General features: G+C 61.2%; 17 protein-coding genes. 12 read left to right on the forward strand and 5 right to left on the reverse strand.

Annotated elements, in window-relative coordinates; all coding sequences use genetic code 11:
* The first annotated feature begins 39 nt into the window (after positions 1 to 39).
* From PLL20_09995 to PLL20_10035, 9 genes are all read left to right on the forward strand, one after another.
* The gene (locus tag PLL20_09995) at positions 40 to 834 is read left to right on the forward strand and encodes a polysaccharide deacetylase family protein (protein ID HPD30316.1); all 795 of its coding nucleotides are present in this window, start codon (positions 40 to 42) and stop codon (positions 832 to 834) included.
* 273 nt (positions 835 to 1,107) lie between these two features.
* Positions 1,108 to 2,358 carry a hypothetical protein gene (locus PLL20_10000; protein ID HPD30317.1) on the forward strand — a complete coding sequence of 417 codons (1,251 nt, stop codon included), beginning with the start codon at positions 1,108 to 1,110 and terminating at the stop codon, positions 2,356 to 2,358.
* Positions 2,359 to 2,470: 112 nt separating this feature from the next.
* Positions 2,471 to 2,887, forward strand: a complete 417-nt coding sequence (locus PLL20_10005) for a four helix bundle protein (protein ID HPD30318.1) — start codon at positions 2,471 to 2,473, stop codon at positions 2,885 to 2,887.
* A gap of 106 nt (positions 2,888 to 2,993) precedes the next feature.
* Positions 2,994 to 4,052 (forward strand): TIM barrel protein, encoded by a 1,059-nt coding sequence (locus PLL20_10010; GenBank protein HPD30319.1) that lies wholly within the window; start codon positions 2,994 to 2,996, stop codon positions 4,050 to 4,052.
* Between the two features lie 115 nt (positions 4,053 to 4,167).
* Complete coding sequence (locus tag PLL20_10015) at positions 4,168 to 4,680, forward strand: four helix bundle protein (GenBank protein ID HPD30320.1); 513 nt, start codon at positions 4,168 to 4,170, stop codon at positions 4,678 to 4,680.
* Positions 4,681 to 5,240: 560 nt separating this feature from the next.
* Positions 5,241 to 6,377: a Gfo/Idh/MocA family oxidoreductase gene (locus PLL20_10020; GenBank protein HPD30321.1), complete on the forward strand. Its 1,137-nt coding sequence runs from the start codon at positions 5,241 to 5,243 to the stop codon at positions 6,375 to 6,377.
* A 213-nt stretch (positions 6,378 to 6,590) separates the two neighbouring features.
* Positions 6,591 to 7,400 (forward strand): ThuA domain-containing protein, encoded by an 810-nt coding sequence (locus PLL20_10025; GenBank protein HPD30322.1) that lies wholly within the window; start codon positions 6,591 to 6,593, stop codon positions 7,398 to 7,400.
* Between the two features lie 67 nt (positions 7,401 to 7,467).
* Positions 7,468 to 9,690 carry a hypothetical protein gene (locus PLL20_10030; protein HPD30323.1) on the forward strand — a complete coding sequence of 741 codons (2,223 nt, stop codon included), beginning with the start codon at positions 7,468 to 7,470 and terminating at the stop codon, positions 9,688 to 9,690.
* Between the two features lie 64 nt (positions 9,691 to 9,754).
* Positions 9,755 to 10,924, forward strand: coding sequence for a hypothetical protein (locus PLL20_10035; GenBank protein HPD30324.1), 1,170 nt, complete (start codon positions 9,755 to 9,757; stop codon positions 10,922 to 10,924).
* Positions 10,925 to 10,934: 10 nt separating this feature from the next.
* On the opposite strand, the gene PLL20_10040 is transcribed toward PLL20_10035, so the two are convergent.
* The gene (locus PLL20_10040; GenBank protein ID HPD30325.1) at positions 10,935 to 11,375 is read right to left on the reverse strand and encodes an NUDIX hydrolase; all 441 of its coding nucleotides are present in this window, start codon (positions 11,373 to 11,375) and stop codon (positions 10,935 to 10,937) included.
* Between the two features lie 294 nt (positions 11,376 to 11,669).
* On the opposite strand from PLL20_10040, the gene tyrS reads away from it, so the two are divergent.
* Positions 11,670 to 12,911, forward strand: coding sequence for a tyrosine--tRNA ligase (gene tyrS, locus PLL20_10045; protein HPD30326.1), 1,242 nt, complete (start codon positions 11,670 to 11,672; stop codon positions 12,909 to 12,911).
* Between the two features lie 140 nt (positions 12,912 to 13,051).
* Here tyrS and PLL20_10050 read toward each other — a convergent pair whose 3' ends face one another.
* Together PLL20_10050 and PLL20_10055 are read right to left on the reverse strand one after the other, a co-directional pair.
* Complete coding sequence (locus tag PLL20_10050; protein ID HPD30327.1) at positions 13,052 to 17,008, reverse strand: SUMF1/EgtB/PvdO family nonheme iron enzyme; 3,957 nt, start codon at positions 17,006 to 17,008, stop codon at positions 13,052 to 13,054.
* A 91-nt stretch (positions 17,009 to 17,099) separates the two neighbouring features.
* Complete coding sequence (locus PLL20_10055; protein ID HPD30328.1) at positions 17,100 to 17,591, reverse strand: nitroreductase family protein; 492 nt, start codon at positions 17,589 to 17,591, stop codon at positions 17,100 to 17,102.
* A gap of 253 nt (positions 17,592 to 17,844) precedes the next feature.
* Between PLL20_10055 and PLL20_10060 the strand changes: the two genes are divergently transcribed.
* A complete protein-coding gene (locus PLL20_10060) occupies positions 17,845 to 19,077 on the forward strand; it encodes a DUF3466 family protein (GenBank protein HPD30329.1) in 1,233 nt (410 codons plus the stop codon).
* A gap of 772 nt (positions 19,078 to 19,849) precedes the next feature.
* Positions 19,850 to 21,190, forward strand: a complete 1,341-nt coding sequence (locus PLL20_10065) for a Gfo/Idh/MocA family oxidoreductase (protein ID HPD30330.1) — start codon at positions 19,850 to 19,852, stop codon at positions 21,188 to 21,190.
* Positions 21,191 to 21,457: 267 nt separating this feature from the next.
* On the opposite strand, the gene dtd is transcribed toward PLL20_10065, so the two are convergent.
* Positions 21,458 to 21,907 (reverse strand): D-aminoacyl-tRNA deacylase, encoded by a 450-nt coding sequence (gene dtd, locus PLL20_10070; protein ID HPD30331.1) that lies wholly within the window; start codon positions 21,905 to 21,907, stop codon positions 21,458 to 21,460.
* A gap of 92 nt (positions 21,908 to 21,999) precedes the next feature.
* Complete coding sequence (locus PLL20_10075; GenBank protein ID HPD30332.1) at positions 22,000 to 23,889, reverse strand: hypothetical protein; 1,890 nt, start codon at positions 23,887 to 23,889, stop codon at positions 22,000 to 22,002.
* Between the last annotated feature and the right edge of the window lie 78 nt (positions 23,890 to 23,967).

Consider the following 23,967-nt stretch of genomic DNA (forward strand, 5'->3'; position numbering starts at 1 on the left):
CGGATTCTGGGGCCAGCCATAATGGCGAATCAGGCATGAATGCTTGAGAATTGCCTGAGCGAGGTGAGCGTGAACAGCGATTCGTTCAAATGGCCGAATGGGCAGCAGGGGGCGGTGAGCCTGCGATTCGATGACAGCATGGATTCGCACATCCAGCGTGCCGCTCCGTTGCTGGAGCAGCACGGGCTGCGGGGCACGTTCTACATCTGCCCGGCCGGGCCGGACGATCAGTGGCGGGCCCGGGCCGCCGAGTGGAAACCGGTCCTGGAGGCAGGCCACGAGATCGGCAATCACACGATGAACCATCCGATTCCGGCGGCGCTGGCCGACCGGCCGGGACCGAACTGCTACGAGAACCTCACCTTGGAAAAGTATGCCGCCGATGTGCTGGCAGCTCATAACCGGCTGGAGAACGCCTTCGGGCCGCGGGACTGGACCTTCGCCTACCCGTGCTATCAGACCTGGGTCGGCCGGGGGCGGCAGTGCCGCAGCGTTGTCCCCTTCATCGCCGAGCACTTCCTCGCGGCGGCGGCCGGCGGCGAGATCTCCAAGCCGTTCAACGATCCGCGATACTGCGATCTTCACGTGCTCCTCAGCCTGCGGGCCGACAACCTGCCGATCGCCGATCTCATCCGCCGCGTCGAGCAGGCCGTCTCGATGGGGCGATGGGCCATCCTCACCTTCCACGGCATCCAGGAGGGGCATCTGCCGGTAAGCGCCCCGGTGCTGGATGGACTCGCGGCATACCTGGCGACGAACCGCGAACGCATCTGGACGGCACCGGTGGCCGAGGTGGCGAGGCACACGTACGACGCCGGGCGCGATCATCAATAAGGCTTTCTGACCCCAACCAGTTTGACGAGCCGGCAGGGTTCTCCTGCCAGCCCTTCTGCATTCCCCGAAGACCCAGGGGGCAAGCCCCTCGGCTCGCCAGGAAAACGACCGGACCGTCCTTCTTCGCTTCGTTCCGCTCCAGCCCCCAGCCCCCAGTCCCCGATCCCCAGCCCCCGTTTTCACCTTGCCTGCCCCGGCGGGGTCGGGTAACTTGGCTGGCCCGGTCGAGGCGAGGGGCCCTGGCCGTAGGTACCAGTCGGAGAGATCACGATCATGGCGAACCCAAGCACGATTGTCAGCAAGAACATCGGTCAAATCTTAAACAGCGCATTGGATGCCGGTCAGGGCGTCTTGCGGCTGACCCCCACGTGGGTCCCACGAAGCTTCCTGCACCCCGGACGGCGGATCAAACTGCATCCGGATGACTACTATGCCCTGGGGGCCGATCGCGGGGGAATCGACGAACGGTGGTTCGCCAGCACGACCGAGGCGATGAATGAGAACCGGCTGCCCGACGAGGGGCTCAGCTATATCTCCTTTGAGGGCAAGCGCTTCCTGATGAAGGAAGCCGTGGCCGAAGCCGGTGTCAGGATGATCGGCAAGGCCATGTGGGACAAGTACAAAAGGTGGCCAGTCTACTCGAAGTTCTTCGATAACCTCGGCCCCATCCCACACCACATGCACCAGAAGCACGAGCACGCCAAGCTCACCGGCCAGGAGGGTAAGCCCGAGGCCTACTACTTCTCGCCCCAGATGAACAACTGCGACAACCACTTCCCGTACACGTTCATGGGCCTCGAACCGGGCACGACCAAGGCCCAGGTCCGCCGGTGCCTGGAAAACTGGAACAAGGGCGACAACGGCATCTTGTACCTCTCCAGGGCCTACCGGCTCATGCGCGGCTCGGGCTGGCTGATTCCGGCCGGCGTGCTGCACGCTCCAGGTTCCCTGTGCACCTACGAGCCCCAGTGGGGTTCGGATGTGTTCGGAATGTTCCAGAACATCGTCGAAGGGCGATTCGTGCCCTGGGATCTGCTGGTCAAGGACGTGCCCAAGGACAAGCACCACGACTTGGACTATATCGTCGACCAGCTCGACTGGGAAAAGAACGTCGATACGCACTTCATGGAACATAACCAGCTCATCCCGATCGTGGATAAGGCTTGCAGCGGCCCCGGTTACACCGACAAGTGGATCGTATACGGCACCATCGACGGCCAGCAGGTGGTCAGCGCCAAGGAACTGACCATCGAGCCGGGTGCCAAGTGCACGCTCAAGGACCCGGGCGCCAGCGGCTGGATCACCGTCCAGGGTTGCGGGCGGATCGGCAAGATGAGACTTCAAACGCCGGCCATGATCCGGTTCGGCGAAGAAACTGAAGACGAGGTATTCATCACCCACGAAGCCGCCACCCGGGGAATCGAGATCGAAAACACCGGCAACGAGCCGCTGGTCGGGCTGCGATACTTCGGACCCGATGTACACGCCAATCTGCCAAAGATCGGCGACCATAAAAAGCAATGACCAATGACCAAAACCCAATGACCAATGAATGACGAAGCCCGAATCCCGAATAGAAGCCGAACCAGGTACCGCCGGCAGTTAAGGAGACGGAGACCTCGAAAGCACCGCGCCAATGACCAAACAGACCCGAAGCATGCACGGAAAAAGCGGCAGACCGGAGAAAACCTACGACCTGGAGGAGCGCACGGCGCGATTCGGCGAGGCGATCATTGCGTTTGCCAGGATGATTCCGGTTGACCCCGTGACGCAGCCGCTAGTCGGACAGTTGGTCAGGGCCGGTACAAGCGTGGGCTCCAACTACTGTGAGGCCGATGAGGCTGGTTCGGCGAAGGAGTTTCGATACCGGATCAGCGTCTGTAAAAGAGAGTCGAAAGAGAGCAAATACTGGCTGCGAGTGATCGCTGTTGCTCTGCCCGCGCTCAAAGACAAGGCTCGGGCACTCTGGCTTGAGGCCCAGGAACTCACCCTGATCTTCGGTGCCATCCATCGAAGCAGGAAGGCCCGACAACCGGCAGCCGGCGAAGCGTAGTCTAGGCTGAGAGGTCGTCGCAACGAGGCGGTTCGTCATTCGGGCTTGGTCATTGATTGGTCATTGGGGCTTCGGCATTGGTCATTAACCGTAGGGAGGAACGCTCGTGAGCGCTGCACACATCAATCAGTATCCTAAGCTTCACAACGCCGCCTGGCCGGGCGTCGTCGGCAAGGGCCCCGGGGCCGAGGAGCCGGCCATCGACCTGGACACCATGTTGGACCTCACGGCCGCCGCGAAGGCGGACAACGCCAAGTTCGACGGCGTGGACATCTTCCTGTTTGCTCCGCACGTGGACATCGATGCATCCGACGACGATCTCAAACGCATCGCCGAGAAGGTGACGTCGCGCGGGCTGGTCATCGGCTCGGTGGTCGCACCGGTCTGGCCGCCGACCGGTGGCGGCTCCGCCATGGGCGACGCCAACGACCGCAAGAAGTTCTGCGAGCAGGTGCGAAAAGGATGCCGGATTGCTGAGTTCTGGCGCGAAATGGGCGTACGGCCCTATGGTGTGGTGCGGATCGACTCGGCGTGCGGACCGGATGCCTGGTACGACGACCCCGCCGGCAGCACCAGGAAGATCATTGACACCTTCAAGGAAGCCTGCAAGGTGGCCGAGGACCACGGCGAGCGGCTGGCCGCCGAAGGCGAGGTTTGCTGGGCCGGCATGCACAGTTGGAAGGCCATGCTGGCGGTGCTGGAAGGCGTGAATCAGCCACGGACTCTCGGCTTCCAGGCGGATATGGCCCATACCCTGCATTACCTCCTAGGTACGAACGCTCCCGAAGACCGCATTCTGCCAGAGAACTTCTCCTGGAGCGACACGACCACGTTCACGCAAGCCTACAAGACGCTCACCTCGGCTCTGCGCCCGTGGACCATCGATTTCCACGTCGCCCAAAGCGACGCGACGGTGAAGGGATCGGGTTCACATGATAAGACCGGCCGCCACTGTCTGCCCAACGACCCCAACGGCAAGCTCGACATCGTCCGCGAGGCCGGCCTCTGGCTGAAGGACGACAAAGGTCAACCCACCCGCAAGTTCAAGCATATCTGCTGGGACGGCTGCATGTTCCCCAACGCCACCATGATGAAGCCCGACACCTGGAACTCCATCCTGGCGGCGATGGCGGCCGTGCGGGATACGCATGGGTGGAATGGGTAGAGGCAGCCCCAAGGGAGTGAGATCTGCCGTGGGCTATCTGAGATCTGAGATTTGAGATTTCAGATTGCCGGAAACCCAGGTTTGTCTGACTCGCCTGCCACAGAAGAATGTCTCCATGACCTACCAACGTTTCGAAGACCTCCCCGTTTGGCAGGCGGCGATGGAACTGGCTGTGCGGGTCTTCACCCTGACTGAAGACCGGGCTTTTGCCAACAAAGGCGACCTGCGGAACCAGCTACAGCGGGCGGCGATTTCGGTGGGGAACAACATCGCGGAGGGCTTCGAGCGGGGGACGACGCAGGAATTGCTGACCTTCCTGTACATCGCGCGGGGCTCGGCCGGCGAAGTGAGGTCGATGCTGCTGCTGACCGAGCGGCTTCCGCATTTCACGCATTTGAAATCTGAAATCTCAGATTTGAAATCCCTGGTTGAGTCGATATCGCGTCAGATCCGCGGCTGGGCCGACAGCCTGCAGAACTCGCCCATAACCGGTCAGCGCTACCTCAACGAGCCAGTGCGGCAGCAGTACCAGCATCAGCGCCGGTCGTCCGAGTTCTGGCAGAAGCTGGAGGCCGATCACCGCCGGCGGATGGAGGAACGGGCTGCCGGTGAAGCCAGTGAAGGCTGATGTCTCGCTTGCTTGGTCGCCAGGCAGGCGTTATTCTTCACCTGAGTACATGTGGGATAACGGCAAACGCAACCGTACTGAACAAGTTGCCGTGGTCGTCCCGCATCCGAAGATAACGTAGCGCTTTGCGGGAGGCTATGCAGCTCTCATATCCGTTCAGGAGGTGCTCTATGATGTGTCGTTTCGCCGTGATCACATTGGGTTTGCTTCTGTTCTGCAGCAGTGCAGGCATAAGTGGGTGCAATGACCCTCGCGCGGATTCTGGGCAGGGCGCCGACGACTGGGCTCCGAGAATCGGGCAGGATTGCACGGTAATCCTGAAAGAACAATTGTCCGGGCAACGCGGCGGATTTGCAGAAGAACTGCGGGGCAGACTTGCACGGAGGAGTCCCGAGTGGACTGTCCTGGCGGTGACTGAGCCAGACGCCGAAATGGGAGAGATCTGGATCAAGAACGCGCACGTTGCGATCGTGGCCTTTACACGGCCTGCCGAACGTAAGTAAACTGACCTGCTGCCGGTGCCTGGTTTTTGGGGATTTGACGCTCTTGAGGGACACACCATGTCTAAACCTCTCAACGTCGGACTCATCGGTTGCGGTTTCATGGGCCGGACGCACTCGAACGCGTACCGCAAGGTCTACAACTTCTTCCGGACGCCGCTCCGGCCGGTGCTCAAGGCGATCTGCGACGTCAACGCCGACAAGGCCAAGACGTTCGCCGACACCTGGGGTTACGAGTCAGTCGAAACCGACTGGCAGAAGCTCCTGGACCGCAAGGACATCGAACTGGTCGATATCTGCGTGCCGAACAACATGCACAAGGAGATCGCCATCGCCGCCGCCAAGGCCGGCAAGATGATCATCTGCGAAAAGCCCCTGGCGCTGAACGTGGCCGAGGGGCAGGAAATGGTCGCGGCGGTCGAGAAAGCCGGCGTGCCCAACCTGGTCTCGTTCAACTACCGGCGGGTTCCGGCCGTGACGCTGGCCAAGAACCTGATCGACCAGGGCCGGCTTGGCCGCATCTTCCATTATCGCGCGGTCTTCCTGCAGGACTGGACCATCTCGGCCGACCTGCCGCAGGGCGGCGACGCGCTGTGGCGGCTCGACGTCAAGGCGGCCGGCAGCGGCGTGACCGGCGACCTGCTCGCCCACTGCATCGACACCGCCATCTGGCTGAACGGACCGATCAAGAGCGTCACCGCAATGACAGAAACGTTCATCAAAGAACGCAAACACACCCAGACCGGTAAGGTCGAACCCGTGGGCATCGACGACGCGTGCGCATTCCTGGCTCGGTTCGCCAACGGCTCCCTCGCGGTTTTCGAGTCCACCCGATACGCCCGCGGCCACAAGGCCCTCTACACTTTCGAAATCAACGGCGAGAAGGCCTCGATCGCCTGGGACCTGCACGACCTGCACCGCCTGAGCTACTTTGACCATCGCGACGAGTCGATCATTCGCGGCTGGCGGAGCATCCACGTTACCGACGGCGACATGCCCTATATGAACAAGTGGTGGGTGCCCGGCCTCCAGATCGGCTACGAGCACAGCTTTGTCCACCAGGCGGCTGACTTCCTTGAGGCCGCCGCCAAGGGCCAGTCCGCCGCCCCGACTTTCCGCGACGCCCTCGAAACCCAGAAGGTTTGCGAGGCCGTTTTGGACAGCGCCCGCACGGGGACGTGGGTGGAGATCGCGTGAGAGCCGCACCGGCTTGACCAGCTGGCAGGTTCATCCTGCCGGTTGAAGACCAAGAGGATGAACCCTCGGCTCCTCAAGAAACAGTCATAGCGCCGCTCTGATGCGGGTTTGAAAGCTCTCCGTTCCGGTGGTACGCTGCTTGCCCGGTCGAGGGGGCGGGTCCCCTTTGCACTTTCAGGACATCTGGGGTGACAGTTTGCGAGGTACACGAGTATGAAGAAGCTGCATTGGATGTTGTTCGGCGGCTTGGCGCTGTGTGTGAGCGGGGCGTTGGTTTGTCTGGCCCAAGGCGAGAGCGCCAAAAAAAAGAAGATCCTGTTCTATTCGCAATCGTTCGGGTTTCGCCATTCGGTGGTCAACCGGCCGTTGACCGGCGAGATGGCCCATGCCGAGAAGGTGTTCAAGGAGATCGCAACCAAGGCGGGATACGAGGTGTTCCTCTCGCAGGACTTCCACGATCTCGAAGGAGACGCCTGCAAGCAGTACGACGCCATCGTCTTCTACACTTCCGGAAACCCGCTGATCAGTCGTGAGCCGCTGATGAAGTGGATCCGGGACGGCGGGGCGTTTATCGGCATTCATTCAGCCACCGACTCGTTCCGGGGCGAGGACAAGGGCATCCCCGGCTGGCCGGAGTACGTGAAGATGATCGGAGCGGCGTTCAAGACCCACCACCAACAGAGGGTGGCCACGCTGAAGATCGACGTGCCCGACCACCCGGCCACCAAGATGCTCGAACAGGGCTGGAAACTGCAGGATGAGTACTACCTGTTCGGCGACACCTTCTCTGCGGAGAACTCCCGCCTGCTGATCAGCGTAGACACACAGAAGACCCCCGAGGCGGACCTCGAGGCCATGGGCATGAAGCCCGGCAGCCTTGTCCCCATCGCCTGGACCAGGACCGAAGGCAAGGGCAGGGTCTTCTACACCTCGCTCGGCCATCGCGAAGACGTCTGGACCAACCCCGCCTACCAGAAGCACCTGCTCGGCGGAATCGCCTGGGCCATGGGGCTCGAAAAGTAAGCCGGTATCACCAACGGGCCGGTAGTCCTCGGGCTGCCGGCCCGCTGTCTTGCGCGGAGACCACGGCATGATGATTCGTCGGGCGCCTATGTGCTTGCTGCTTTGCCTGTTGCCTGCCGGCTGTGCCGTCTGGAAGTCGGATCGCGTTGCCATCGATGATCTTCTGCACCGCCCGGATGCCCGCCAGGGAACCCTCGGACCCACCGGCAAACGGTTGTTCACGGAACGACTGGATCCGGGACTCGGCTTCCGCGGGCAGTTCTCCTACATCCATTACGCCAAGATCGCCGACCCGATCGTGTTTCAGCCGCTTGACCGGGCCATATCGAGCTCCAATCACAACATCTTCAAACAAGACAAGCCCTTCGTTTCGGCAACGGACCGAGTCGACTGGTTCCCGAGCCACCTCGCGACTCACTCGCGGTTCGGCCGCTTCGTGGTCATCGAGCGCAAGTTCATCACCGACGACGATACGCTGGTGGACCTGGTGACGGTCACGAACGACTCGAAGGTCTCCGCCGAATGCCTTCTTCATGTCTCCAGCGGGTTGGCCCGCGAGCGCGGCCCGGACAACACGCTGACAGGCTCGGCCGACTTCCACGGGGTTCGCGGGCATGCAGTCCTGCTTGCGCCCCGTTTCACACTTGCGAGCAAGCAGTCGTCGCTCTGGCGACGTGTCAACATCAGGCCCGGCCGGTCGGTGAGTCTCCGCATCGTCATGTCGTTCCAGGAAGACGCCGCCAAGGCCGCGCAAACCGCTCGCGAATGGGCGAGTCGGCCCAATGCCCTTCCACACCACAAGGCGGTCTACCAGAAATGGTTCGATGACAACTGCCCACACTTCGAGTGCGACGATCCATATATCACCAAGCTGTACTGGTATCGCTGGTTCGTCGCCCGGCACTGCCTGAGCCGGGCCCGCACGGGCAACCTGCCTTATCCGTACTTCTTCGAGGGGACGCACCAGCCTCACTTCCCGCGCCTGATCTCCTTCAGCTCACCGCACATCATCGCCGAGACCCGCTGGCTTCGTGACCCGCAATACGCGTTCGGGCAGGTGCAAAACCACTGCCTCAATCCTGACGACACCAACAAGTTCTTCATCTCTGCACGGATCAACGAAAAGGGCGGCGACTACAATAACTGGATCGTCAAGGCCGCCTGGGAAGCGTTCAAAGTCCATCCCGACCGCCGCTGGCTCCAGTCGGTGATCGAGCCGATGTCGGAGGACGTGCGGGGCACGCTTCGACAGTTTGACCGCGACGGCGACTTTCTACCCACCCCGCGCAATCACGGTACAACCGGTATGGAGTTCCAGCCGTCGTTCTTCTACTTCAACGAGAATTACGACAACAGCAAGCCCGATGCCAGGCTCGAGCGAGGGGACTACGCCGCCTATTTGTACGGCAACGCGACCGCGCTCGCGGAAGCATGGCGGTTCCTGGAGGACGAAGCCCGCGCCGCTGAGTTCCAGCAACTGGCGGGCAAGATCCGGGCGGCGTGCCTGGAGAAGCTGTGGAACCCGACAGACCGGTTCTGCTATGCCGCCCGTGAGCATGACGGGGCCGTCGCTCGGGTCCGCGAAATTGTCGGGTTTTACCCGTTCATGAGCCGGTTGTTCCCCAATCAGGCCGAATACGTGGCCAGCCTGGCTTACCTGGTCGATCCGACCGAGTTCTGGACGGCCTATCCCCCCGCGACGGTTTCCCGCAAGTGCCCGGCCTATACCCCCCATGTGGCCACTTGGCCGGCGGCTGGGGGCAAGACCCACGGCTGCATGTGGAACGGCCCGGCTTGGCCCCACGCCACAAGTATGATCTTGGACGTCATGGCCATCGCCCTCCGCGACTATACCCAGCCGCACGTCAAACCGGAGCACTTCTGGCACGCTCTGGACCGCTATACGCACTTGCAGTATGAAAATGGGGACCTCGCCCGGCCGCTGGTCACCGAATACTACGATGGCCAGAGCGGTTCGCCGGATCCCACGGGCTGTCCGGACTACTTCCACAGCACCTACTGCGATCTGGTCATCCGACACCTGGTCGGGTTGCAGCCGTCAAACAGCGACCGGGCGGTAATAGACCCGATCCCCGGACCGCTGAAGTGGTTCAGATTGCGGAGGTTGCGATATCGCGGCCACGAGCTGGATATCGTGTACAATTCCGCGGACGCCGCGTCGGCAGCAGGCCTGACGGTCTGGGTGGATGCGAAACAGGTGGCTCATCGGGCCGGAAAACTCGGGCAGGTCGAGTTCGATCTGCGGGCTGCCCAATCGGCGCGGATGTGAGTACGTTGGGTTGCCCAGAGTGGACAGCGGCTTCTTGCGCATGTGTTGAGGGAGACTGAACGGGATGAAGGTGGTGTGGCAGGTTGCAGGCGGTCTCTGCGTCCTCGCGGCGGCACTTTGGTGGACGTGTGCAGGCCGGGGAGACGGCGGGCGAGACTCCGCCGGCCGGTCGGCTGATCGGGGCGGCAAGGCCGTTACCCCCCCGCTTCCGAGAAGGCCCGTCTCGGCCTTGGCGGGCGTCCCCTACCATGGCATGTCGTGGCAGGTACATTACTCGGCCACAGCAATCCAGCAGGCCAAGGTGCTCCTTCGAGAGATTGCCGATCTCGGCGCCGATACCGTCATGATCAGCAATCCCGGCTACCAGGAGCACGCCGGCTCCGATTCGTTCAAGATCGACCCGGTCGTGACGCCGAGCAGGGAACAGTGGCTCGAAATCTTCAAGATCGCCCACGACAACGGCCTGCGGGTCATCCTCATGCCGATCATCTTGCTGTCCGACCCGCGCGGAAATGAATGGCGAGGCGTGATCAGCCCGCCCAACTGGGACGACTGGTTCGAGCAGTATCGCAAATTCGTCCTGCACTTCGCCCGCATCGCCGAGGAGGGCAAGGTCGAGGTCTTCATGGTGGGCTCGGAGCTGGTCAGCACCGAAAAGTTCACCAACCGCTGGTACGAGGTGATTCGCGAAGTCCGCAGGGAGTTCTCCGGCAAGCTTTCCTATTCGGCTAACTGGGATCATTACAAAGTGATCGAGTTCTGGGACGAACTGGACCTCGTCGGGATGACCAGCTACTACAAGCTTTCGTCCGAGCCTCGTCCGTCCCTCCACAACCTCATCAAGGCGTGGGAACCCCTCAAGAAGGGCCTGCTTAAGTGGCAGGCCACGGTCAACAAGCCGTTGCTGTTCACCGAAGCCGGATGGTGCAGCCAGGAAGGCGCGTCCATCGAACCGTGGAACTACTACTACAAGCAGGAAGCCACGCCTGCCGGACTGGAAGAGCAACTCAATTGTTACCTCGCGTTCATGGAGACCTGGAAGTACTCCGATGAGCCGGGCAAAAGCCTGACGCCCGACCAATTGGGCGGCGTCCTGTGGTGGGAGTGGAACGATACGCCCGGCGGAAAGGACGACTACAACTACACCCCGCGCGGCAAACCCGCAGAGAGGGCTTTGCGCGACTGGTTTGCCGCCGCTCGACAAAGGTGGCCTGCGACCTCGCCCGCAAAGTAGAACCCGGCGGTCATTCATGTGTCTCCGGCAGGTGTTCCTTAATCAGCTTGGGCACGTCCAGCAGCAGTTCACGCAAGCCCTTTCGCCCGGCGACTTCGACGGCGGTGTTGAAGGCGAACCATTCGCGCTCCCGGCGATACTGCTCCGGGTACTCGGGCTGGATCTCCGTCACCCGCAACAGGAACACCGTGACGTGAACCATGGCGTCCCATTCCTTCTTGTTGAACGAGAAGAAGCCGACGGGTTGCTCGGAGAGCACGCCTGCCACGCCGGCCTCCTCGATGGCTTCGGCACGGGCGGTTTCCCTCGGAGAGACACCCGGATCGATCAGCCCCTTGGGGATTCCCCATCTTTCCTTGTCGATCCGACGGATCAGGAGGATCTCGAGCCGGCCGTTCGAGTCGTGACGATAGGGAATTGCTCCGGCTTGGGCATAGATTTCACTGCTCACGTCTGACCTCCGCTCCTCGTTGCACGACTCCATGATATCCCACAAGGGCTGCTTTGTAAGCCGGGGCCGGTTTCGGCCTTGCGGAACCTCCGCCGGGGCTCGCGCGGACGATCATACGTGGCCGGATAGCCTCTCGGGAAAGCCCCCAGGGAGCGATCGCCTCACGCGCCGGCCCCTCTGTCCTTGACCCCGGCAAGCGATCGGAATTCTGAGAACCCCCTGGACTATCGTGCGCCCGGACATCGGGAGAAGGTCCGAGGTTGATCGGCCGCAGTTTACGGGGATAATGACAATATGAGCTTCGCGACAGTTGAGGAACAGTTGAGAGTGCTGACCCGTGGGGTCGAGCGGATTGACACCTTGGACGAGTTGCGGCAAAAGCTGCAGCGGTCCCGGCAGACTAATACGCCCCTGCGGATCAAGCTCGGATTGGATCCGACGGCCCCAGACATCCACCTCGGCCATACCGTGGTCCTCCGCAAGATGCGGCAATTCCAGGACTTGGGGCACAAGGCGGTGCTGATTATCGGTGATTATACCGCCAAGATCGGCGACCCCTCCGGCCGCAGCAAGACACGACCGGTCCTGGATGACAAGGCTATCGAGGCCAACGCCAAGACCTACTTCGAGCAGGCTGGCAAGGTGCTCGATACCTCGCCCGACAGATTGGAGGTCCGCCCAAACAGCGAATGGCTCGCGGGGATGACCTTTGCGGATGTCCTCAAGCTGGCCGGGCAGATGACCGTCGGCCAGATGCTCAAGCGGGAGGATTTCCGAAAGCGCTTCGAGGCGGAAATCCCCATCGGTGTGCACGAATTGCTCTACCCCCTCATGCAGGGTTGGGACAGCGTTTGCATCCAGTCAGATGTAGAACTGGGCGGCACAGATCAAACATTCAACAACCTCGTCGGTCGCGACCTGCAGCGCGGCGCCGGCCAGGAAGCCCAGGTGGTCATGGTGATGCCGATTCTGGTCGGCTTGGATGGCGTCGAGAAGATGAGCAAGTCATTGGGCAACTACGTGGGCGTGTCCGAATCGCCCCACGACATGTTCGGCAAGCTGATGAGTCTTCCCGACGGCTGCATGGCGAACTATCTGACGTTGCTGACCTCCATACCCGACGGCGAGATCCGCGACCTGACCGACGCGAGCAAGACCCATCCCATGGAGGCCAAGAAACGGCTGGCTGTGGAGGTGGCCTCGGCGTTTCACGACCGCAAGCTTGTCCAGCAGGCCCGGGCTGAATGGGAGCAGATTCACCAGAAGAAGGCCTCGACGGGCGATCTGGTTGTACCGGCCGACACGCCGACCATCCGGGTCCCCGACGCGGTCATGCAGGACGGCCGGGCCATGACCCTCAAGCTCATCGTGGCCTGCGGCTTCGCCGCCACCAACAGCGAAGCCCGCCGGCTGATCGAAGAAAAAGGCATTCGTCTCAACGGCGAGCTGGTTGAAGAGGCCACCGGAACGCTTGCTGTCAAGACCGGCGATATTCTCCAACGTGGCAAGCGAAAGTTCGTACGACTGACGGTCTAACCAGGGCTTGCAGGTTTTGGAGCATTCCACCTTTGCCGGCGCAGCCTCCGAGTCGGCCGTCGGCTGCCCGGGGGGCGCGACGTTGCATTGTCGGCTCGTGGCCCGTTTCCCACCTGTTGACCAGGGATCTCTCACGCAAGTCACTGTCCGCGAGTGGTTACGACAACGGGCCCTGCCGTAGAGGGTGCCCCCTCCGCGGAAACCACAATGCGCAAGCCATAGTGATCGCGCCGGGCGTCCGGCAATGCCCGATCCCGTCGGGCGGACCCCTGATTCTCCGGTTCGACCCAGTCCCATGACCCGCCACGCAGGATTCGCTGACGCGGACCGGCGAATTCCGTCGGCGGCGCTTTCGTCCCAGGATAGGGCTCAAACCAGTCGGCGCACCATTCGCGCACGTTACCGTGCATGTCATACAGGCCCCAGGCGTTCGGCTTTTTCATGCCCACAGGGTGGGTTCTACCCTCTACGTCACGCCCCCCATACCATGCATGATCGCCAAGATCCTGCACCTCGTCTCCGAAAGACCAATATGACGTTGATCCCGCTCTGCAGGCATATTCCCATTCGGCCTCGCTGGGCAACCGCACGGAACGACGAACCCGGCGGCTGAGACGCTCGCAAAAGTCATGAGCCATATGCCAACTGACCATTTCCACCGGCAGGTTGTCATCGCCTTGGAAGTGCGACGGGTTCTGACCGCTCATCACTCGTTTCCACTGGGCCTGTGTCACCTCGTATTTACCCATGTAAAACGGGTGGTCGATGCGAACGCGGTGCGGCGGCCGCTCGTAGGCTCCGGCCCGCGGCTCATTATTCGGCAATCCCATCATGAACTCGCCGGCCGGAATCAGGACCAGCTCGATGGTCAGCCCGTCGCCCAGATCAAGCTGCAGCAGGGGAGGCAAGGGAACGACAGCCTCGCCCTCTTCGGGCAGACGAAAAGCGACGGGACCGACCCGATCGGGCAACAGTTGCGCTGCATTGTTGGTCTCGCAGATCTCGTCGATTTCGTTTTCCGGATCGATCACGATCCGATAAGCCGCCGTCAGGTCCAGGCCGGGCACGTCGAAGATGAGACGTTCAAGATACGGTGACAGATTCACCGGCTGTGATATTCGCGGCACGCGCTGAACCCCCAGAGTGGTCCATGCCTCCCTCTCCTGGCGCTGCACGGCTACGGCGCAGTTCTTGGCCGCGGCGTTTCCGATGTTGTGGACATCGACAATGACCTGCTTGCCCTGAACTGTTATATCACGCGCGTGAAGGGCAAGGTCGCTTGCGCGTTGCGGTACCGGCATCGCTTCCTCAAGTCGCAGATCCAGCACGTATACTTTTTGGGGAGGCAGAGTAATGGGAACGACTTGGCCGCGCGTTCGAATGTCAACGCGGCATGAGGGTGCCCATGCGTACCGGTGCTGGAATGGGAATTCCCCTTTCAACTGTTCGCCCGCATTGAGTACGTAGCGTCCCGGAATCAGTTGCCAGACTCGCAATCCGATCGGCGTCGCCTCTTCCCGAAAGGAATACAACCATACGCGTAATCGCCGGGGCGTCGTGTCAATCACCAAGGCCGCGAAATCCGTGTCCGGAGTCTCGTAAGTCACCGCCCAGGTAGGAAGCTCACAGTCGCCCGTGGTGTTGATCGCGCCGGTGTAGGCGCTCCACACTTCTGCCACCGCCGGCAAGTGCAGACGGTCGGTCGACAGGGTTTCAGTGGTCCAGTACCACAGGTTGGTCCGCAGGCTTTTCGCGGCTTTCTCGATGCCGGACATGAGACGATTGAGATCGTGGTCGATCGGATAAAGCTGCGGCGCGGTGCCAAAACGCATTGTGTACTCGTCGTACACACGCTCCCCCGTCAGGTGTCGATAAAGCGCGGTTAGATTTGCCCCTGCCGAATGAGCCATCGGCAGACGAAACCACTCGCGCGAGCCCGGCTGTAGCTGGTCTCGCTCCCGATCACGCTGAAGCGGACCCAAGCTGGCCCAGTCCATCAGCAATTGCATCGGCTTGAGGAACTCCGCGTCGCCCGTCAGCGCGTAGACGTTCAGAAACGACTCCTGAAGCATTCCGCCTTGACCCCAGGGACCGTACAGGTGGGTCGGATCTTCGGCGTACCACGGCTTGCCGCTCCATGGATGTTGCCAGTGGCCGCTGGGAAACCAGAGAGTGCCCGGAAGCACTCCCGACGGTTTGTCCGGGGCATCGGCCATGGCCGCTTCCCTCCAGCCGTCCAGCCACCGCACATACCAATCCAGGGCTTCCTCATTGCCGTACCACGCGAGCCACAGGAAATGCTTCATCGCTCGTGCATGATAACCCGTGTCGCCTCCGGCCCGTTCATGTGTCGCCACGCCCCGAGAACCGAAGGTTCCCGAGAGAAAACGCGGGTGGCCTTGGGCGTCGAGCCCCATGAATCTCTCGCGAATCGTCTTGGCCGAGCGGAGGTTGAACTCATAGAACCGCGCATCGCCGTATCGAAGCAGCATCATCGTCGGGAAACTGTCCGCGCTTTGCTCCGCCGAGTGCTCGACGTCGCTCACGTCCGGGTTGTATCCCTCGACCGTATCGTACTTCCATACTCCCTCGGCCAGACGTTCAACACCCTCGATGATTCTTCGGTTGGCGGTGGAAATGGCCGCTATCGGGACAATCTTGCGAAGCATCTCGACATCGTCGCCGTAGCCGCCCCCACACTGCCCGTCCGATCGTTGACGACATTCAAAAATCCGCTCGACGATGACGCTCTCGCGGGCGTACGCCTCACGCAAATAAGCCGCCCATGCCGGATGTCTGTCCGTGTCGGCGTTCAACGGCTCACCCCATGGAACCGGATCGCCGACGTACTCCCGAAGAATCCGATTGTCCGGATACAGACTCAGCAACCGCTTCATCCGTGCTCGACACTGCGCCTTGGCCCGCTCGTCACCGCCTTCCATCGCTTGCCAGTAATCGAATCGAGCCGCATACAAGCTGGCCTTGTGGCTGAACGGGTTGACCCGCTCGTCCAGGTCCGCAAGCGCCTTGGCATGACGAGGTCCGTCCCACCGGTTCAAGCACAGCCGACCGAAGTGCTCGACAAAAGGCGCATACAATCTGAGTATTTCGTTGTCCGGGTGGCGCCCGAGTTCTTCCCGCCACCGCGCGGCAAATGATCCGAATTCGCCGAAGTATTCGACCACCTGACGCTGAGTGTATTCCCCGCCATCCTTTCGGTCGATCAGGTCTCCGTAAACTGGTTTTTCGAAGTAGTCCAAGTGCCCTAAGATGAAAGCCAGGCCGGTCAGTCTCAAGGTCACGTCATCCATCGCCTCAAAACGGGCACGGGCCTCTGCGAACCGCCGGTCGTTCAACAAAGCCAGGGCCTCCGCCAGCGCCGGTGTTGAGGCTTGCCCGGGCGAAAGGACAACCTCCGCGTTTCGACGCGTCAACGGCAGCCAGGGCAGCGGCGGCGGGCAGCAATCCGGATGAGGGGGCACCCTTGAATAGATGCGGAGATGGTCCACCAGCATCCCATGTTCGGCAATCAACCCCACGCGCTGAATACCGGACGAACCCACAACCTTTTCAACCGCACCCTCCAGTACGATGACGCCGTCAACCTTCAGCGTGAATTGTTTGCCCTCTCGCTGAGCAAGAAATCGAAACGGGCGGCCCGGTTGAATGCGAGTGGCGGCTCGTTCCTTAGTCAGATCCAGTCCCGGTCCTGTAATGCGAGCGGTGCCGTTTTCGGCCAGGTCGACCTCCAGCCGATAATGATCTCCGGTGCTCGAGTGAAGCTGACAGCCCACGATTCCGGGCGGAGCATCGGGCAGAGGGCGGGCATCAAACTCCACACGCACGTCACGAGACACGAGCTGTGCCACCAGAACGGGCTTCTCTTGACCGGCAAGCCGCAATGCGCCTTCCACGATCGTTGCGATATCCTCGCCAACCTCGTATTTCGAACCCGCAACGGCCCTTTCGAAATCGTCCTCAAACACCGGCTTCCATTCGACCGGCTCGGCAATGGCCAATCGAGCAAATACGGAAACTGCAAGAACCGTCGCCCCCTTCAGGCTGCGCGCACAACGCGGGATCGATCCCAGAATCAAACCCACACCTCCTTCTTGGATTCCAGAACGTCTCACGGTTATGTCGCCGGCTTCTCGCTGGCCTCACCGAAAGGGCCGGCCGAGTTGCCGGTCAGAAGGTTTCCCAGTGCAGAACATCTTCAATCGTGCGCTTGGGTGGAGAGGGAATCTCCTCAGGGTAGCCGACCGCCACAAGCGAAACCAACTTCAGTTCCGGGGGCGCCCCGCACAACGACACGATCTGAGAGGCATAGGCTTTCTTATCACCGGCCACCCAGCAGGCCCCCAGATCCAGAGCCGTGGCCGCAAGGAGAAGATTGGTCGTGGCGGCACTGCAGTCCTCCAGGTAATACTTGGTGTCCCGACTGCATACTACGATGCATACGGGGGCATCGGCGATGAACTTCCCATGGTCCGTCAGGGCCGCAAGCTGCCGCAGCCGATTGGGGTTGGTAACCACAATGAACTCCCAGGGTTGAACGTTGCGGGCCGTGGGTGCCAACCTGGCGGCGTCAATCAGCCGAAGGATGGCCTCCCGCGAAACCGGCTGGTTCTTGAATCGTCGAATGCTCCGCCTCGCCGCCAACGCTCGGAGTGCTTCCATGGCTAGCCCTTTCTGGGAGGCCGTCGGCAGCAAACGCCTTGCCGCCTCCTGACGCCCCATCATATGCCCCTACGGTCGAATTGCCAGTAACCTATTGGCACCCCTGCCAAAGCCGCCCGAGATGGACCCTGTTGAGGTCTCTTCCTGGGCTCTATAATGAACCTGAACGGTTTGGCGGAGGAGGAACTCTCCTTGCCGAGGGGCGGCAACGTCGCACGCCGGCCTTGGCGGGCATCGCACCCTGAGGACATCTATGACCAACCAACCCAAGCATTCCGCGCAACGCCAAGTGACGCTTCCCCCCGCCACGGGTGGCGGGAGATTCAGGCTGCGCCTGTTCATAAGCATCGTATTTGCAACCACCTGCATGCCAGGGGCGACCCGGACAGCTCAGGCAGAGTGCTACGCGGTGACCAACGTGGGAACGGTCGCCGGTGCCACGGAACTTCAAGTCCGTGACATGAACAATGCCGGTGAGATCGTCGGGTGGGCAGTCGCCAACAACGTGTACCAGGGCTTTCTCTACGCCAACGGCCTGATGATCAGCCTTGGGTCGCTCGGTGGCCAGGGTTGCCAAGCTCACGGGATCAACGATGCGCGTCAGGTCGTTGGTGCGGCCGCAACGGCCACTGGCCAGGAGCACGCCTTCATCTACACTGGAGGTCAGATGATTGACCTCGGAACGCTAGGAGGCACGAGAAGCTCAGCCGCGGCCATCAATAACAGTGGCTTGGTCACCGGTTTCTCCACCGCCGGCAACGGTACCTACCGGCTTTTCACATGGCAGAATGGCGTCATGACCGACGCTGGTCTTGTCGGGCTGACCAATTGCGAGGTCTGGGACATCAACAGCAGCGGAACAGTCATCGGCCTCAACCAGTTGATCACATCTCAGCTCCTCGCCTTCAATTGGACATCCTCCGGAGGCTTCCAGACCCTCGGAACCTTCGGTGGCGCAGAAGGTTATCCCTACCGAATCAACGATAATGGTCAGATCGTTGGAGCCATCTGGACCGGGCAGACCACACTTTTGGGAGCCCGGATATACCATGCGTTCCTCTACCGGAACGGGGCTACGACAGACCTCGGAACGCTCGGCGGATCAAGCAGCGGGGCCAACGGCATCAACAACAGCGGCGCTGTCGTGGGCTGGTCGCAGGTCTCCACCGGCCAGCATGCCTTTATTTACGACATCAGTAATGGCATGCGGGACCTCAATAGCCTGATTTCCCCTACCTCCGGCTGGGTCCTTGAAGCAGCCACCGTAATCAACGACGCCGGCCAAATCGCCGGCGTCGGACGCCTCAACGGGGCCCGACGCATCTTCCTCCTGACCCCCAGCCAAACCGACGCCGACGACAACGGGTTGATAGACGCATGTGAAGCCCGATCCGCGCCAGATACTTCCGATTCTTGCGGTGCCGGCCTGCCGATCACTTTGGCAACCGTCTTCATCAGCCTCTGTTTCATGAAACGCCGGGATTGACCTTAAGACCATACCGACCGCCTGGACCAAACCGCCATCCAGCGCCCGGCCTACGGCCCGACGTTGCTTCCGGACATCACGCCTTAGACTGTGACGCAAGCTAGTCTATAGGTATTAGCTCTTGTTGTGAAAAGCCTTACGGAATTACGTGTTTCCCGCTTGCCTTATGGTCCCGGAATTGCTATGGTATCGTAGGAGGTCGGGTTTCGAGCTGCACGGATCAAACAGCCCGAAACCCGGCTAGGGCGGCCACGGGCGGACACCTTCGCGCGAACCCCCGAAGAAGTCATAGGCGCACCACGGGTTGCGCTTTGGGGCGTTTAACACTTCAACGGGACTGCGAATGTGGACGCGGCCAACCGAAAAGACATATAATCAACAGGTCAGTCGCCAAGCAACATGCAGCTTGTCGATTAGATCCGTAGCCAAGCTTCCACTCGCTGCGGCACCCTTGACCGCGCCAATGTTTGCAGGGTGCCGCACGCCTTTTTTACGGATGCCAATTCCAAAATCCTGCGAGCTGTGACTTTCTCTTTCTGTCCGGACAATTCTGAGAGCACAAGAGGCCAACAACCTCTTGTCAAAAAAGAGCTTTTGCTTGCTTGTGCGCACCATGCCGCAAGGATAACTCACAAGCTTCTATTGCTCGTAGCACCTGCTGCCGTGAACCCGACTCGATGGTTTGCCGTCCTGCAGCCGCGCCATTACCATGGACGCTTCGCTTCGCAATCATGAGGAAAAAGCGGTTGAGGTGACCAACATGGAAAGCAGAATGACTCGACGAGATTTCACCAAGAGTGTCGCGGGCGCTGGTCTCATGGCCGCTGCAGGCCCGGCTTTGGGGGCACTGGGAGCCAACGATCGTATTCGCTTGGGGATTATCGGCGTCGGCAATCGTGGCGACCAACTCATTGACGCCTTTAAGCCTCATGCGGACGCCGAGTTCGCGGCCATCTGCGACGTGTACGACCCCTACATCGAATTCGCGAAGAACAAAGTCGGTGGTAATCCCTTCACAACGAAGGACTATCGCGAGATCCTCGAACGCAAAGACATTGACGCCGTCGTGATCGCCACGCCCGATCATTGGCATGCCCTGCAATTCATTCACGCCTGCCAAGCCGGCAAGGATGTGTATGTCGAAAAGCCCCTTTCGCTCACCGTTCGGGAGGGCCGCAAGATGGTGGAAGCCGCCGCGAAATACCAACGCGTGGCGCAGATGGGTAACCAGCGACGTTCCTCGCCGGCCCACCGACAGATCATCGACATGATTCAAGCCGGCAAGATCGGCAAAGTCACCGCCGCCCGTTGCTTCCACATCCGCAACGAGGCTCCCCTGGGGATCGGAAATCCTGCAAACAGCGAGCCGCCCAAGGGCCTCGACTGGGACATGTGGTTGGGCCCGGCCCCCAAAGTCCCGTACAACGAGAATTACTGCTTCTACAAGTTTCGCTGGTTCCGACCCTACTCCGGCGGTCAAATGACCAACTTCGGAACGCACTACATGGACGTCATCCAGTGGGCACTGGGTGACATTTGCCCGGCCGGCGTGTTCGCGGTCGGAAGCCGTGTCGGGGTGGAAGACAACCGCGGCGTACCCGTAACCATGGAGGCAGTCTGGGATTACCCCGACGGCGCCATCGTCACTTTCTCGCAATACAACGCCAACAGCGCCCCCGGGACGGCCAAAGGGTCAGCGGTTGAGATCCGCGGCACCAGGGCAACGGTTTACATGAGCGGCGGCAACGCGCAGGTGGTGCCGGAAGACTGGTTAACCAAGCCCCTACCGGCATTGAATCCTTTGGACCGGGAGGTCAACAAACGCTTGGAAAACGCCGTCGAGAAGGGCACGGAGGGGCTTTCGATCAAGGACAGCGACAGCACCCGGGAACACGCTCGCAATTTCCTCGACTGCGTGAAAAGCCGCCAGACACCCAACAGCCCGGTGCATATCGGCCACAGATCGACGGCCTCCACACTCCTGGCCAACATCGCCATGGACCTCAAGAAATACCTGACTTGGGACGGGGAGAATGATCGCATCACCAACGACCCGGATGCCAATCGGCATCTTGGTTACGCATATCGGCCCCCGTGGAACCTGCCGGCGTAAGCGCCACCACCAGTGGTACGCCTTTCCGCAGGAATCGACCGGGTTGTTGATGCAACGGCTGTAATCGTTTGACGCCGCCGTGACATCACCTGACCTATTGAATGAATCACCGGACGCCGCGAGAAGTGCAGGCCCCGCTTGCCTCATCGCGACCGGTAGACAGAGAATCGGGCCCACGTCGATATCCGCAAGTTGCGCTCGCCGCATGCTCGAGCACCCCACAAGTCATCCACCGAACCACCCGCGGAATCCCTGCGGTTCTTCCCGTCAGAATGTTCGCTTGGAGTCGAGCAGAACGCATATGGGGCCGTCGTTGATGGAGGCCACTTCCATGTGCGCCCGAAAGACGCCCTTGGCGACCGACAAGCCCATGTCGCCAAGCATCTCGCAGAGACGCTCATAGAGGACTAGCGCCAGATCAGGCCCCGCGGCCGCGTCGAATGAGGGACGGCGCCCTTTCCGGGCGTCCGCCTGGAGAGTAAAAGCACTGATCACCAGCAGTCCCCCGCCCACGTCGGAAACCTTCAGATTCATCTTGCCGTCAGGATCATTGAAAATGCGAAGCCCGGCCACCTTCTCGGCGATGTATCGAGCGTCGGCCTCGGTGTCATCAATGGCAACCGCCGCATAAACGAGCAGCCCCTGCCTGATGGATCCCACGACTTGGCCGTCAACCGTCACGCTCGCCTCGTGGACCCGTTGAACCGCCGCTCGCATCTGCTTTCACTCCGCCCACCCGCCCCCGGGGGTCAATAGGGCCGCATATCAATTCGCATAAGGGCTCCCTGCATTCCGCCAAGCCGGGCCGTTCACGCACCGCCTTGCGATCCGCCGAATATCACAGGTTCGGCCGTACCACCCCGAATCCTCGACTTGCCGCCGCCCCATTTCGAGGCGCCCAGCCCCGCCACAATAGAGGCCACCGCCAACGCGATCCCGGCCCACCGGAGCACACGCAACACCCGCGCCGGTTGTCTTTCATGGGCCACCCATGCCCACAGTCCTGCCGACAGGAAGATTAGCATGGCATAGTAATAGGGTGCGGCAATATTCGTCCATCCCGTCGCGTCCTGCAGTTTCCAGAAACACATTCCTCCGCACAACACCGCAACGGCAGCAAATGTTCTGGGACCGACAAGCAGCGACGCCAGCAAGTACAGGATCACCAGGCAGCCAAACGTCAGGGGCGGCACCCAAGACGGAATCAGTTGCGGGTTTCCAAGAAGAACTCCCGCGATCGACGACAAGGGCATCACAACCACGCCTGACAGATAAGCGGGTTCGTATAGAGCCTGCCAATCCTCGGTTCGAGCCACCAGGTTGGCAACGACCACCAAGACCGCTCCGACCACCGCCGTCACTACGGGCCAGTAGAGCGCCCAGACATGACCCGGCAGACCGTGCGGTGTGCGGACGATGACAAACATGACCGTCGAGGCCAAAGAAAGCGCCAACAGCCAGCCGATCGTGGACTTCATCGTCCGCCGAACCGCAAGCACCAGGACCAGTATCAGCAGACCGTTGGCTCCCAGGGCCCAGCCCCATCGCCAAGTGCCGCTATCAGCGCTGCCATAGGGGAGAACCGGCCAGAATGCCAGATAGAATGAGATCAGGACGCCCACGGCTGCCACGAAAAAGCCCACCTGCCGGGCGGTCTGAATCAGATAACCGGTGGTCGTCCAAGCATGACCATCCTCAAGCTGCTGTCGCCAGAAGGCGGCGAACCAGAACCACACGCCGGCCATGATCGCCAGCGCAAAGAGAACCCTGTTGAAGACCTCCGCCCATGCCGAGGCGGTCCACCAGAAAGGCAACGCCGGAAAGCACGTCACCACGAGAGAGACCACGCCGAGCGTGATGAGCGCGAGCCCGACATCCGCCAGGTTCTCGTTCCACTGGCGGTGCGCAAGCACCAGGACGGCCAATCCGCTCATGAGGCCGGCCGGACCGGTCAGCGGCAGCACGAGTTGAGTGCATCCCAGGAGCAGAATGATAGATGCCAGGATACCCATGCTGTAACGAAACGCCGGCCTGTCAGTGCAGGGTTCCGCGAGCAGGTCGAGATGGGCCGGCCACGCACGCCGTCTTCGGCGACGGTGTGCCCACCCTGTTGCGGCGACAAACGCCCCGGCAACCAAGGCCATCAGCAAGGCCAGTATGTTGAGCCAACGGCTCATGATGACACGACCTTCAGCGTCGGTACTGAAGGCCGGTATTTGAAGAGCAGCCCACACGGCCGCAAAAACCGCCAGCCACAGCAACGCGGTCAGCATTTCACGGTTGACACTGCAATGCCAGGCCAATGCGATCGCACCGCCAACCAACGCCAAGTCGGCAAACCCCGTTGTCCAGATGGGCACTCGAGGCGTCGCCCCATGCTCCCACATGAGCACCCGAAAAAGAATCTCGACAACAACCGCATAAAGCATCATGAGCACGGCGGACAAACCCGCCGTAACAGCGCCCAGCTTCAGCACATGCATCAGCCTGAGGCACGAAGCACTGGGGGCATACCCGGCACACCGCCCGCCCCCCGCGTAAACCGGCAGCATCAACAGAAAAGACAAACCGGCGCAAAGATGCGCAACCAGGGCCGCGATAGGCATGCCGGGTTTCCAATTCAGAACAATCGCACCGACCAACGTGGTAGGCAGCAGGGTCAGCAGGGCCACCCGGAAAATGATGCGATCCCTCGCCACCGACGTACTCCGTTCAGGCACGAGCCCGATGCACCCAGGCTTGCGTCATCCGGCGCCGCCTTGCCCACGGCTCACCTC

Source organism: Phycisphaerae bacterium, from assembly GCA_035384605.1.
Lineage (GTDB): Bacteria > Planctomycetota > Phycisphaerae > UBA1845 > PWPN01 > JAUCQB01.

Bases quoted from the DNA above. Each gene is read 5' to 3' on its own strand.
- PLL20_09995 (HPD30316.1), top strand. From the start codon at position 40: ATGCTTGAGAATTGCCTGAGCGAGGTGAGCGTGAACAGCGATTCGTTC.
- PLL20_10000 (HPD30317.1), top strand. From the start codon at position 1,108: ATGGCGAACCCAAGCACGATTGTCAGCAAGAACATCGGTCAAATCTTA.
- PLL20_10005 (HPD30318.1), top strand. From the start codon at position 2,471: ATGACCAAACAGACCCGAAGCATGCACGGAAAAAGCGGCAGACCGGAG.
- PLL20_10015 (HPD30320.1), top strand. From the start codon at position 4,168: ATGACCTACCAACGTTTCGAAGACCTCCCCGTTTGGCAGGCGGCGATG.
- PLL20_10020 (HPD30321.1), top strand. From the start codon at position 5,241: ATGTCTAAACCTCTCAACGTCGGACTCATCGGTTGCGGTTTCATGGGC.
- PLL20_10025 (HPD30322.1), top strand. From the start codon at position 6,591: ATGAAGAAGCTGCATTGGATGTTGTTCGGCGGCTTGGCGCTGTGTGTG.
- PLL20_10030 (HPD30323.1), top strand. From the start codon at position 7,468: ATGATGATTCGTCGGGCGCCTATGTGCTTGCTGCTTTGCCTGTTGCCT.
- PLL20_10035 (HPD30324.1), top strand. From the start codon at position 9,755: ATGAAGGTGGTGTGGCAGGTTGCAGGCGGTCTCTGCGTCCTCGCGGCG.
- tyrS (HPD30326.1), top strand. From the start codon at position 11,670: ATGAGCTTCGCGACAGTTGAGGAACAGTTGAGAGTGCTGACCCGTGGG.
- PLL20_10055 (HPD30328.1), bottom strand. From the start codon at position 17,591: ATGGAAGCACTCCGAGCGTTGGCGGCGAGGCGGAGCATTCGACGATTC.
- PLL20_10060 (HPD30329.1), top strand. From the start codon at position 17,845: ATGACCAACCAACCCAAGCATTCCGCGCAACGCCAAGTGACGCTTCCC.
- PLL20_10065 (HPD30330.1), top strand. From the start codon at position 19,850: ATGACTCGACGAGATTTCACCAAGAGTGTCGCGGGCGCTGGTCTCATG.
- dtd (HPD30331.1), bottom strand. From the start codon at position 21,907: ATGCGAGCGGCGGTTCAACGGGTCCACGAGGCGAGCGTGACGGTTGAC.